Annotated in this window: 10 protein-coding genes; 7 read left to right on the top strand and 3 right to left on the bottom strand. The window is 42.3% G+C overall.

The window, feature by feature from the left end; translation table 11 throughout:
• Positions 1-471: 471 nt before the first annotated feature.
• Positions 472-720: a ParA family protein gene (locus EL210_RS08195; protein ID WP_126370223.1), complete on the top strand. Its 249-nt coding sequence runs from the start codon at positions 472-474 to the stop codon at positions 718-720.
• 191 nt (positions 721-911) lie between these two features.
• Here EL210_RS08195 and EL210_RS08190 read toward each other — a convergent pair whose 3' ends face one another.
• Together EL210_RS08190 and EL210_RS08185 are read right to left on the bottom strand one after the other, a co-directional pair.
• A complete protein-coding gene (locus tag EL210_RS08190; RefSeq protein ID WP_018920428.1) occupies positions 912-1,406 on the bottom strand; it encodes a hypothetical protein in 495 nt (164 codons plus the stop codon).
• Positions 1,407-1,409: 3 nt separating this feature from the next.
• Positions 1,410-2,285, bottom strand: a complete 876-nt coding sequence (locus EL210_RS08185; protein WP_018920427.1) for a hypothetical protein — start codon at positions 2,283-2,285, stop codon at positions 1,410-1,412.
• Between the two features lie 154 nt (positions 2,286-2,439).
• Here EL210_RS08185 and EL210_RS14050 point away from each other — a divergent pair, with 154 nt between their 5' ends.
• Positions 2,440-2,727: a helix-turn-helix domain-containing protein gene (locus tag EL210_RS14050; RefSeq protein WP_009162544.1), complete on the top strand. Its 288-nt coding sequence runs from the start codon at positions 2,440-2,442 to the stop codon at positions 2,725-2,727.
• 1,367 nt (positions 2,728-4,094) lie between these two features.
• Here EL210_RS14050 and EL210_RS08165 read toward each other — a convergent pair.
• Positions 4,095-8,558 (bottom strand): translocation/assembly module TamB domain-containing protein, encoded by a 4,464-nt coding sequence (locus tag EL210_RS08165; protein ID WP_036889572.1) that lies wholly within the window; start codon positions 8,556-8,558, stop codon positions 4,095-4,097.
• A gap of 139 nt (positions 8,559-8,697) precedes the next feature.
• Between EL210_RS08165 and EL210_RS08160 the strand changes: the two genes are divergently transcribed.
• Genes EL210_RS08160 through nqrE form a run of 5 tightly spaced genes read left to right on the top strand, consistent with a single transcriptional unit; the run spans position 8,698 to position 13,233 of the window.
• Positions 8,698-10,047, top strand: coding sequence for a Na(+)-translocating NADH-quinone reductase subunit A (locus EL210_RS08160; RefSeq protein ID WP_018920423.1), 1,350 nt, complete (start codon positions 8,698-8,700; stop codon positions 10,045-10,047).
• A 21-nt stretch (positions 10,048-10,068) separates the two neighbouring features.
• Positions 10,069-11,229 (top strand): NADH:ubiquinone reductase (Na(+)-transporting) subunit B, encoded by a 1,161-nt coding sequence (locus EL210_RS08155; protein WP_018920422.1) that lies wholly within the window; start codon positions 10,069-10,071, stop codon positions 11,227-11,229.
• Positions 11,230-11,243: 14 nt separating this feature from the next.
• A complete protein-coding gene (nqrC, locus tag EL210_RS08150; RefSeq protein ID WP_018920421.1) occupies positions 11,244-11,945 on the top strand; it encodes an NADH:ubiquinone reductase (Na(+)-transporting) subunit C in 702 nt (233 codons plus the stop codon).
• Positions 11,946-11,966: 21 nt separating this feature from the next.
• Positions 11,967-12,590 carry an NADH:ubiquinone reductase (Na(+)-transporting) subunit D gene (locus EL210_RS08145; protein ID WP_018920420.1) on the top strand — a complete coding sequence of 208 codons (624 nt, stop codon included), beginning with the start codon at positions 11,967-11,969 and terminating at the stop codon, positions 12,588-12,590.
• A gap of 16 nt (positions 12,591-12,606) precedes the next feature.
• Positions 12,607-13,233, top strand: a complete 627-nt coding sequence (nqrE, locus tag EL210_RS08140) for an NADH:ubiquinone reductase (Na(+)-transporting) subunit E (protein WP_018920419.1) — start codon at positions 12,607-12,609, stop codon at positions 13,231-13,233.
• The last annotated feature ends 2 nt before the right edge of the window (positions 13,234-13,235 follow it).

Genomic DNA, 13,235 nt, shown 5'->3' with positions numbered 1-13,235 from the left:
GCAGTCAGGGTGAATACCGACCGACAGACCTCGTCGTCCGGGTGCAAAATTAGAGTGAAAAAGAAGACGGGAAAAGACTATTTGCCTGTGCCAACCTATGCCACCCTGTGCCAAAGGCTGCCAGTTGCTAAGAATATGGTGCAGGTATGCAAGCAAATACTTTATTTTGCATGTGCATTTATCCGAACGGCCTCTCATCAGCAGGTATTTGTAAATGAATATAGGCAGTTCTATATGAATATCTTTTCATGAATACTCACCCATGAAGAGTTGCAAATGCAGACATCCATTCATTCGCAAAGCATTGCGACTGGTCGCATACACAGATGGACGCAACATAAAGGAATTATAAAGTAGGGTATGGATGGCAATACGTATGAATGGCAATACGCCCTAAGTAAAATATGGAATGAGAATGAAAATAAACAGGTATGAGTTATCGACAACATCATCAATCAAATCAATAAACGTATGAAAGAAACCAAGTATGTGGCATTCTCCACCCAAAAAGGAGGGGCAGGCAAGACGACGCTCACGGTGCTCGTGGCAAGCTACCTGCATTATGTAAAAGGATATGACGTCGCCGTCATCGACTGCGACTTCCCCCAGTACAGCATCCATAGGAATTTGTTTTGTAGTTACCGTCATTATACTAATAATAGGTGTGCTGACGAGGGAAGAACGGAGGTTTACGGTGCTCGTGCATTATCCCCAAATTAGGTACATCAGAAGTCGAGGGGATAATGATTGTGGCAAAAACACTGTTCATGGTTTGTCTTGGGAATGGGAAGACGAGGGGAGGGGGGTAGCTATAATCGTAGAAAGTAGAGAGGTGAAATACGGAGATATAAATGACCAATAATTCCATTTTTTATATGAATACCTGAAAATGGCTTGACAATATGACTTAATTAACGGATAACTATAAAATATAGCATGGTTGTCGCTCGAACCGTAGACAAAATGATATTCAAAGAGAGTATTATAAATAAAGTGTTAGGAATAACAGCCCACATACCTAATGATATACTAGAGAAGAGTGAACCTATATAAAAGAATAGACACAATAAAGATTCCATAGTTATTAAGTAGGTGAATGAAACAACAATCAAACGATATAACGAAACGGTTTTTCCTCTGATATTTCTATCTGTAGGGTGTTTTTGTGTGTTAGACTTTATACGTTCCCTTGATAATATAAGCGTAAGTGCAGTAAGGGTAAAGCCCAGTAGCACTCCTATAAATTCTATTATGTTTTTTATGAAATTGTACTGCATAGAATCACCAACATACAGATACAAGCTGATACCACCTAACAAGATAGGAAGCCCCCATTCAAACCTCTTCTCTTTCTTTGTTAAGACAGAAAAATAATCAAGAATGACATAAAGGAATTCTAAATACATTATTTAGTAATCTCTTGAAAGGCTGACAAGCTGTGAAAACATGTATGCAGTGTTGTATTCTCCTGTATCCTCATTTTGTTGCGCATCTACATATTCTTTCTTAATGATAAACCCCGTATCTATTATACCCTCATTATTGTTTGGGAGTTTTACTTTCACTCTAATTCTACGAATCTCAGAATTAGCTCCATTAGCTCTATCTAAAAAGTCGTAGATATGCTGCATAATATTTTTACCACGTTTAGCCTTTAATTCAATAACGACTTCTTCTTTTAATTCTTCAGATGGCTCAGAGTAATTAAGAGCTTCAGACCCTAGTATACGTTTATCAGTGAAAATGGTTGCACAAGAGACGCGATTCATACTGTTTAGAACTTCACGGAAATCATCACGAGGAATCATATCTATACAGAAGTGACCTAATATTTTTCCTTCATCATTGGTAAATTGCCCATTGTAAAGTGCTAACATCCTATTGAGATATTCCGCAAGTCCATGATATGAAAGCATTCCCCCGCCTGTTTCTAAGAATAGGATGGCGTCTCCATCTTTGAACTTAACAAGTGCATGCGTTTTCATTTGCTCGCCCTCATCTATCTTTTTTGGATTTTCACGTTCTTCAACCGTGTTCTTATTGATAAGAGGAGCTCTATAGCTATGTTTTGCATTTTTGAAAAGAAGTTTTAGAAGGTTATCATCACCTTCTTGAGTACAAGAATCTAAAAAAACTATTTTATCTTCTCCTATATCTTGTTTGCGTTCTAATCTGGCTCTCTCTTGCAAGTAATTAAGAAGTTGTATTAAGTTGTCTTTAATTGGAAATTCAAAATCTCTTTGTCGTAAAGACAAAAAATAAAAACCAATTTTTCTATTTGCCATGCGCTTAAAATTTTAATTTTACAAAAATTGCACTTCTATCTTGAATGTTTATAGTTCATAGGTTCCACCAAGAAGTGTAAATAGTATCTTCTATTAAAAAGGAGATTATGAAAAACTCTCGGGGAGCGCCGTTGGCAAGGGGCTGAAAGCCTCAATGAGACGAAAGATTTCAGTAGCAATACAAAAAAGAGCAAAGAGAGACCAAAATCTACCCGAGATTAATCAACTTTGTGTTGTGTATGAAATATCATTAATTAACCTTAGCACAAAGATTTCTGTATTGCTGAAAAAGAATATGTCGGTAAAAGACATCGCAGATACGATAAATGTACATTGCAGCACCGTTTACCGCGAGTTGAAGTGCAGCAAAGGGCGACATCATTACCGAGAGCACTATTGCCCAAAAGATGCGGAGCACGCCTGCGATGAGTTCCGCAAGTAAACCGACAACCACACCGACCACCCCAAAAACGATGCTTATAACGCTTGTGAGCAGCAGGTGGAGGGTTGTGCGCAAAGCTCGGTGAATATTGATTGACTTTTCTATTTTTGTTCGAGTTTTAATGTTTAATGCGGATCCAAGAGCTTAAGGGAGTTGAGTTTCACTGCTTATCTGTCTCTCGTTTATCCGACATTTTTTTTAATGCGTCTTCCTGTCGCATCGGTCGTTTTCGTTTCAGGTGCCCCCACAAAGGTAGGGATGAGCGAATGCAAGGTTTTGAGGGAAAATACTACCCGGAGCAAAACGCAGTGGAGCGCAGGCGTGGAGATTTTCTCCAAAACTGAAGGCACTGACCTTGCAGCAGCGTAGCATCCCGGAATTACCTTTGCGCCTGAACGGGGACAACCAACGGATGCGATACGATGAAAACCGCATCCAAATGGAGGTAAACGGCAAAGAGACAGATTCGGATAAAAAAGTAAAAAATCTGATTGCATGCCATACAATCAGATAGTAAAAAGCGTAATGAAGCGGTCGTATAAAAGCCACCTAAGAAGAAAAGACGGAAGAAGATAAGGTACGAAGTCTGTCTTTCGAGCTTGCTGCGACAGGCAGGCGTGTACTTTTCCTACGGCTTTGGCAGACAAGTCGAAGGTGTCGGAGGTAAACGGGTGGGGGATTTATCATCATCTGAATAGCTCCGACTTCTTCGACGACAAACAATGCGGCTTTTGCAACCGCTTCAGAAAAGAAAATACCAAAAGAGAAAAGTGCTGAAAAATTGTCTTGCTGAAATCCATACCTTAGAAGTATGACCGACATATAGAAAAATGGCAGGAAGCAGAATTGCCGAAGCTCTTTCGACAGTCTGCTCCCTGCCTCTTTTCGTCGGCCATACCAAAGGTAGGAATAGGTTATGCCGATAGCGAAGTTTACGAAGCGAGGGCATAACTTGTTTCTGCCGAAGATGAGAAGGATTTCAGCAAGACAATTAAATTATCGAAATGATAATAGAAAAGTCTATCCGACAAGAAAAAACAAATGTTTTCTTTGGTCGTACAGCACATTTTGTTTATCTTTGCATCAATAACAAGAGTTGTTTGAAACGACAGCAAATCAAGGAAGTTCGGGGAATTTGAGTAGTAACCAATTCGTAACCCTTTTCTTGTTTTCTATTTTATATCTACTCATTATCAATGAGTTACAAAGAAACTTAGTTTTTTGCAGTTGAATGCTATTTAGCTGTTCAAAACTCCCTGAGCTTTTGAAAGCTATTGGCCTGTAGTCAGAAACTTTTCCATGTGTTTTAGGCCATCCTTATCATGGAGAGCATGAATATGTTTCAATGAGTAGGGAGGCTTTATTGCTTATTTTACCTTGTTTATGCTCACTTTCTTCTTTTTCTTTCTGAATAAATCTCTGAAGTTGTTGAAATCTTTTTTCAGGATAAGACCTATTCCTTGAGTGTTCAAGCTGTTGTGCGTGAAGTAGCGGTCATTGGTTTGATTGTACATCCGTATAGCGAAATTGCCATTCGGAAAGAGGAGATAGCGCAGGTCGAAATCACCGATGAAGCTCGTTGTTGCATTCGTGTTGTCGCGATATCCAAACTGTCCGTTGAACAGAAGGCGGTTGTTGAGCAGGCGTCCACTTAGTATACCCTCGTATTCTGCATTGTTCCAACCTTCGTCACCGGTAGAGATGTTGGCTCCGAAGTTCCAGTTTGAGTTGTTAACTACATTGCTTAATACGTTATTAATCTGTTGGCTCACGGTGCCGCTGAGCAGGCTCTGCATGGCTAAACTCGTCTGACTCTGTCCTGTCTCTGCCGTTGAATTGTTATTTCCCTGCGTATAGAAACGTCCGATGGCCAACAGATAAAGCACCTGTTGGTTCATTTCCTCTTCACTGTTGATGAGGCTGAACACCATTTGTTTGGCATCGTTGTTGACCGTTGGCAAGTCTAATCCGAAATCAATCTTGGGCGAGGCCGGCGTCCCGGTGATGTTCATCAGGCAGTTCACACGGATGTTATTGTTGGAGAAACTGCGTCCAATGTGTAAGTCACCCAGGCTGACTCCCTGTACCGTATATTGTGCCTTGAGGTTCAGTGCTGCAGCATAGGGGTCGCCACCAAAACTGATGCTGCCACCAGGAACAAACTGGAAGTCTTTCTTTATTGCATTCTGAATAGTCAGTTTATAGACACCATGATCAATGAGATAGTTGCCATAGAGGTCGAAGTTGCCTTTGTTATAATAGGTGGCACGCAGTCCTCCGCTGCCATTCAGGGCAATATAGTCACCGGTTGTTGGATCCATGAGCAGCTTGAGCGTCATCTCCGGCGTGACATTGACTAAGAAGTTGATGTGCATGTCGGTGGGGATTTCTACATTGTGCACTTCTGTTTTCTTTTCTTTGGGATGGAGGGCACGTAGTATCAAGCTGTCGCGGTTATTCCAATGAATGAACTCCTGCTTTGAGATTGCTGTCGGGCTGGATACGTTGTAGACTATCTGACTGCCATGGTTGGGCGTGGCATTGACATCAATAGTGACCTCACCACTCTTGCCACGAATGTCACATTTTCCCGTGACATAGGCCGTGCCGTAAAAGGTGTTGTTGTTGAAAGAGTGGGTATCATAGGCGAGGAGGTTATGTGCTGCGACATGAATATCGTAGTTTAGCTTAGTGAGATGCTGGTGATAGAGCGTACCGTTGACAATTCCCAAATGAGCATCCCGATCATAAACCGTATCATTGACGAGGCGGATTTCATTGGGAACGGCATGGATGTGAGCGTCTTTCAACCTGTAGGTTGTGTTGAGGGGGCTTAGATGAAGATTGCCGTTAGCTGTGACATCACCGGTAAGGTTGATGCTGCTGAGTGGGCCTGCCACCTGTATGTTACCGTTGGCATAGGCATCCACGTTATCAATGAAACTGCTGCAGAAGCTTTTGAGAAACTCTATACGTGTGCCTTTGGCTGCAATGTTCAGTTCAATATTGTCTTTTCGTGGTGACACATAGCCTAAGATTACGGTTTCTATAGGTGTGACCGTGTTGGTAACATGATTGGAAACCGTGTCTTTAGCCGTTGCGTCAATATCTATCTGGCCTTCCTTGTCGTTCCACTTTGCATCAGCATATAAGGTTCCCATGCGCCCATCCTCAAAGCGGAAATCGTTAACCTTCAGTTTTGCGGAAGCCGATGGTTTGCCGAAAGCCGAAGCAACATAAGCCTTTCCTGTAGCTTTTCCACTGAATTCCACGGCATGGAAATTCACGAGATTGAGTATATAGGCAATGTCAACATTCCTGAGTTCTGCAATGATAGAGTCTTTCGGATTAGGCGTTGCACGACCGTCAATGATGATATGCTCGTTGCCGTGGGTAACGGCAAAGTGGTCTATCGTCAGGTCTTTTGCGTGATAGACAATGTCGCTGGGCTGTATGGTCCATGTGGTTCCATTAACAAAGACCTTGGATGAATGCACATTGATATGGGCTGCATCCTTACCTTGTATCTTGAAGAAATCGGTCTCTGTGTGTAGGGAACCGTGAATGTCCTGACCTTTGAGGTTCTTCCAAGTGAGCACGGAATTCAGTTTGTTGTCAGCAGCTTTGGCCTGAATGTTCCAATATATTCCTTTTCCATCTTCAGAGAGTTTTCGGGCATGGATGTTGGCTTTCAACGTGTCTGAGGGTGCATCTATCTTGATATAGCCCTGTTCAAAATGATTACCTGCATAGCTGAATGAAGGCAGTTGAGCAGTCAGATTCATCTGTCGTTGGCGGTCGTTGACTTTGGCAGACAGCTGAATTGGTCTCTCAAAATTAATGTCTGCGCCGAAAAGTTTCTGTAGCCAATCGCTCTTCTTGATATTGGCATTCAACACGAAGTCGTTGCTATCGGTGTGTTTCATGCGTGGCAGGCCGGGAAGAGTAGGCAATTTGCTGGCCAGAATATTTGTGATACTGTTAGGTAAAGTAGCATAGTTGTAATGGCCGACAAGCTGCATTTGTGCAAAATCACTCTGTAAGGTGACAACGTGTTGGTCGTTTTCCTGACCAGCCTGCAACTTCAGTTCGTTCAGTCGGTAGCTATTGTTGGGCGCCTGCATCTCAAAGTTATTCATGGTGATAGTGCCGTTGGCCGTGTTCAGATTGCGTCCGCTGATGTTGGCATTGAACTCCATGGAGAAAGTTGTTGCAGGAAAATTGTCGGTCAGTTTCAGAGCATGTGGATTGAAATTCGCAATGTGGCCCGTGAGGTTCAACTTGAGATTTCGTCTGATATTACTGAAATCACCATTGATTTGCACTTTTCCATTGGGATCGTTGATATTGAGTTTACCCTTAAAGCTCTGTTGATGGTCGCGCTTTTGAATGATACCGTTGATGTCGATATTATGATAGGTGTAGTGATTACAGTCTACATGGTCAATCGTTCCTTGTGCATCAACCTTGAAGTTTTTCCCTTCTGCATTGCCTTTGGCATAGAGTTTGGCAGCTATGATGCCCAATTGTTGATTGTCAATAATCTTTCCTAAGTTTACACCAGCAGTTTCAATGCGTCCATTGAAATTCTTTCCGTGCAGGCCAACTCTTAGGTTTGCATTGCCGGCATCAGTGTGGAGCATGCCTTTCATGGCGATGTCTTTCTCATACCCCCCCAAGTTTCCTTTGAACTGGATGTTGCCCAAGCGTGTAACTTCAATGGGAATATTCAGGCGTTGCCCTAAATTGTCACTGATGAATTTGATGCCATCTCCTCGCATTCTTAAACTGTTGATGTCTGCAGCCCAGCGTGTTTTTGCCTGCCAGTTGCTTACAGAACCATTGGCCGAAAGATAGATACTGTGACTATTTACTAATAGAGATGCGATGCGAGCTGTCGTGCCCGTGCCGTTGACAGACAAGGAGAGGTCGATTTTTTTCTTGAAGTTTTTGAGTTCAGGAAGCATGAAAGCCAAATCTGAAGGGCGGATGACAGAGTGGTTGAGCGTTGCAGAATATTGAATAGAAGGTAGCTGTAACTTGCCGTCCTCAAAAGAATAGCTTGCTTCTCCATCCTTGATGTTTACCTGTGTGCCAGGCAGTTGAATGGTGAAAAAATCCAACTTTGCCTGTTGTTTGTTGGCAATGAACTTGGTTGAGAGCGAAACAAGCTGTAGACCGCTTGCTTCTTTGAGTGATAGTTTTTTGATGACAAGGTTGATACTGTCGTTCGTAAGTGCGTTGAGAATAATATGTGCACTGATATCTGACACGTTCAGATGTCTTGTGTCTAATTTTCCTGTACAGCTCTTTGTGTCCTGTTGGTTGTATTTTAATCGACTGTTACGAATGATGAGTGCCCCCACATGCAAATCGAGTTTGCTTTGGGAACTCTTGTCTTTTGATGCGAGCGAATCGAGCACAAACTGGTAGTTAGGCTTTGTTTCAGCTGTGTGGCGATAGGTATTTACCATGGCACCAAACAGCTGGGCAGATGATACAGAAATACGACCTTCAAGTAAAGGGAGTATTTCTATTTTGACAGAAGCACGCGAAGAGCTAAGCAGTTTCTGTCCATACTGGTCATAAACCAAAATGTCATCAATTATCAAGCGATTGAGAAAGCCGAGATCAATCTTCCCAATCTCAACTTTAGTGCCTAATTTCTCTGCTAAGACAAGGCTTGCTTCTTGACCAATAAACCCTTTAACTGCTGGGATGTGCAGCAATATAATAAGTGCAAAATATAGCCCTGCCAAGGTCCATATTAAGGCATTGACAATATGTTTGAGTCTTTTCAGTTTGTCCTCTCTAACGCATTTACCTTGCAAAAATACATCAATTTTAATTTATGAGGGAATAAATTGCATTTTTTTCTTTCTTTTATGCTTATTTTTCTTTAATTTTGCATCCGTTGTTTTACACCTGTTCTTTCTTAAGGTAAAAGAAGTATTCATATATAAAATAGTTATGGCAAATGTAGTTAAGTTACGTAAGGGCTTAGACATTAACCTGAGAGGTAGGGCCAATGGCGAAATTATAAAACCGATTAAAAGTGCTGAATATGCGCTTGTGCCGGATAGTTTCGGAGGCGTTACACCAAAGGTTGTTGTGCATGAAGGTGACTGTGTCAAGGTAGGGGACGCTCTGTTTGTGGACAAGAAATATCCTGAAGTGAAGTTCGCATCTCCTGTCAGTGGTACTGTGGAAGCAGTCGTGAGAGGTGAACGCCGCAAGGTTCTCTGTGTCAAAGTGAAGGCTGATGACACCCAGCAATATGTTGATTTTGGGACAAAGGATGTTGTTAAACTTGAGGGTGATGCTGTCAGAGCGGCGCTTTTAGAAGCTGGTTTGTTTGGTTATATTCAGCAGTTGCCTTATGCAGTGGCTACAACTCCCGACACAAAGCCGAAAGCAATCTTTGTTTCTGCATTTAGAGATATGCCTTTGGCTTCAGACTTTGAAATAGAACTAAGAGGTAATGAGAAAGATTTTCAGACGGGATTGACGGCTCTTTCAAAGATACAGAAGACTTACTTGGGGGTAAGTAAGCAGCAAACTTCATCTGCACTTATCAGCGCAAAGGATGTTGAAATCAATATCTTCGAGGGAAAATGCCCTGCAGGAAATGTCGGTGTACAAGTCAATCATGTTGCTCCTGTCAATAAGGGAGAGGTTGTTTGGACAGTAGATCCTGCAGCTGTAATCTTTTTTGGCCGCTTGTTTAATACGGGAAAAGTGGACCTTCGACGTGTTATTGCCGTTGCCGGTAGCGAAGTTAAGACTCCATCTTATGTTGAAACATTGGTGGGAACTCCACTTTCTGCAATGCTTGAAAGCCAATTGAATGCTACAGAACATGTGCGTATCATCAATGGAAACCCACTGACAGGTCACAAGTCTACGCTTGAAGATTATATAGGTGCTCATACATCTGAGGTTACAGTAATCCCGGAAGGTGATGAAAGGCATGAACTTTTCGGTTGGATACTTCCACGTCTCAATCAATTCTCTGCTTCACGTAGTTATCTTTCTTGGCTCTTGGGTAAGAAAGAATACAACCTTGATGCACGCATAAAGGGTGGTGAACGTCACATGATTATGAGCGGAGAGTACGATAAAGTGCTTCCAATGGATATCTATGGAGAATATCTTATCAAGGCCATCATTGCAGAAGACATCGACAAGATGGAGCAGTTGGGTATTTATGAAGTAAGCCCGGAAGACTTTGCTGTGGCTGAATTCGTTGACTCTTCCAAGTTGGAATTGCAAAAGATAGTACGCAATGGTCTTGATATGCTTCGTAAAGAGAATGCTTAATATTTAAGGATAAAAAGAATTATGAGTCTAAGAAAATATCTTGATAACATCAAACCTACATTTGAAAAGGGTGGTAAACTCTATGCTTTTCGAAGTGTGTTTGACGGATTGGAGACATTTCTGTATGTGCCTAATACCACATCAGTGAGTGGAACCAATATCCATGATGCGATTGATTCGAAGCGTATCATGAGCTTTGTTGTGATAGCTTTGCTTCCAGCTTTGCTCTTTGGAATGTATAATATAGGCTATCAGAACTTTGCTGCAGCAGGAAAATTGGCAGAAGCTTCTTTCTGGAACATGTTCATGTTTGGCTTTTTGGCCGTTCTCCCCAAGCTGATTGTCAGCTATGTTGTTGGTTTAGGCTTTGAATTTGCATGGGCGCAGTGGAAAGGAGAAGAAATCCAAGAAGGCTATTTGGTTTCAGGTATCATCATTCCAATGATAGTTCCTGTCAGCTGTCCTTTGTGGATGTTGGCTTTGGCGTGTGCTTTTTCTGTGATTTTCGTTAAGGAAATCTTCGGTGGAACAGGTATGAACATCTTCAATGTCGCAGTTGCTGCCCGTATGTTCCTGTTCTTCTCTTATTCAAGTGCAATGACAGGTGACCGCGTATGGGTAGCTACTAACTCCATTTTTGGCCTGGGTAATACTCTTCCTGATGCCTTTACCGCAGCTACTCCGCTTGGCCAATTGGCAACAGGTAGTATGCCTGATGCATCATTGGCTGATATGATCATTGGCTTTATACCAGGTTCAATAGGTGAAACCAGCGTTATTGCTATTGCCATCGGAGCTTTTATTTTGTTATGGACAGGCATTGCCAGCTGGAAAACCATGGGCTCTGTATTTGCCGGTGGTATTGTGATAGCAGTGTTGTTCCATGCTTTGGGTATGACACCTATACAATGGTATGAGCATATTGTGTTGGGTGGTTTCTGCTTTGGTGCAGTGTTTATGGCTACCGATCCTGTCACTTCTGCTCGTACAGAGACGGGAAAATACTACTATGGTTTCTTCATCGGTGCACTTGCTGTGATAGTCCGCGTAATGAATCCTGGTTTTCCCGAGGGCATGATGTTAGCGATTTTCTTCGGCAATATGATTGCTCCACTCATCGACTATTGCGTTGTTCAGCGCAACATCTCTCGTCGTGCAAAACGTGTAACGAATGAAAAATAAATAAGAGATTGATTATGAAGACAAATTCAAATTCATATACGATTATCTATTCTGCCGTTATCGTAGTCATTGTTGCTTTCCTTTTGGCTTTCGTGTTTCAGGCTTTGAAACCAATGCAGGATGCTAATGTGGCACTTGATAAGAAGAAGCAGATACTGAATTCACTCAACATTCGTGACCTTAGCAATGAAGAAGCCGACGCCAAATATAAGGAAGTGGTCATTGCCGATGAAGTGATTGATGAAAAAGGAAAGGTTGTTGAGGCTGGAACGCAAGGCGGTGAAAAAGCCGGTTTCAAGCTCGAAAGCAAGGATTATAAGGCAGGTAAGTTGGCTTTGTATATCTGCAAAGTCAACGGTTCTCGCAAATATGTAATCCCTGTTTATGGTATGGGACTCTGGGGGCCTATCAGTGGGTATATCGCTTTAAATGAAGATAGGGCTACGGTCTACGGTGCCTATTTCAATCATGAAAGTGAGACTGCAGGCTTAGGTGCAGAAATCAAGGACAACGTTGCTTGGCAGGAAAAGTTCCAAGGCAAGAAAGTTTTTACGTCAGGTGACGATAAAACTATTGCACTTGGAGTTGAAAAGAATGTCACCGACCCTGCAACACAGGTTGATGCCGTAACAGGTGCCACACTGACCAGTAATGGTGTGCGTGACATGTTGCATGAAGCTTTGGGCAAGTATCTGACATTCTTGAATGATAAATAATCCTTATAATAACAGCAGAAGATGAGTTTATTCAGTAAACAAAATAAAGAAGCATTTATCAACCCGCTGAACCTTGATAACCCAATCTTAGTTCAAGTGCTTGGTATCTGCAGTGCGTTGGCTGTCACTTCACAGCTGAAGCCAGCTATTGTCATGGGACTTGCCGTTACAATCATTACGGCTTTCTCTAATGTTATCATTGCTTCTATCCGCAAAACCATTCCAATGCGCATCCGTATCATTGTTCAATTGGTGGTCGTTGCTGCTTTGGTAACAATTGTCAGTCAGATATTGAAGGCTGTAGCTTATGATGTCAGCGTGCAGTTGTCGGTCTATGTCGGTCTGATTATCACCAACTGTATTCTCATGGGGCGTCTTGAGGCTTTTGCAATGATGAATAAACCTTGGCCAAGTTTCCTTGATGGAGTAGGCAATGGTTTAGGGTATGCGTTGATTTTAGTAATTGTAGGTGCAGTCCGCGAACTGTTGGGACGTGGCAGTCTGCTTGGTTTCCAATTGATACCGCAGTCAGTCTACGATGCAGGTTATATGAATAATGGTATGATGACGATGCCGGCCATGGCCTTAATCCTTGTAGGTTGTGTCATTTGGGTACATCGTGCCTATTTTTATAAAGAGAAATAAATAAAGTAGAAATAAGATGGAACATATCATTTCATTGTTTTTCCGTTCGATATTTGTCGACAACATGATCTTTGCTTTCTTCCTCGGCATGTGTTCATTCCTTGCCGTAAGCAAGAATGTAAAGACTTCCTTTGGGCTTGGTATGGCTGTAACCTTTGTGCTGTTCGTAACGGTTCCGGTTGATTATCTGCTCCAAACGAAGGTGCTTGGGCCCAACTGTTTGATTGAAGGAGTCGACCTTTCCTATTTGAGTTTCATTCTCTTCATTGCTGTTATCGCCGGCATTACGCAGTTGGTAGAGATGACAGTTGAAAAGTATTCGCCGTCACTTTATTCAGCTTTAGGTATTTTCTTGCCTTTGATTGCCGTCAACTGTGCTATCATGGGAGCGTCTCTTTTCATGCAGCAGCGCATCAATCTTGATCCAAGCAACACGCAGTATATCGGCAATGTGGCTGATGCTGTCGTCTATGCTGTCGGTTCCGGACTCGGCTGGACATTAGCTATTGTGCTCATGGGTGCCATTCGTGAAAAGATGCAGTATAGTGATGTTCCAAAGCCACTGCAAGGGCTTGGCATCACGTTTATCACCGTTGGACTCATGGCAATGGCCATGATGGTGTTCAGCGGACTTAAAATATAATA

The organism is Segatella oris (assembly GCF_900637655.1).
Lineage (GTDB): Bacteria > Bacteroidota > Bacteroidia > Bacteroidales > Bacteroidaceae > Prevotella > Prevotella oris.
Note: the sequence above shows the minus strand (reverse complement) of the source record. Positions and strands in the feature narration are given on the sequence as shown.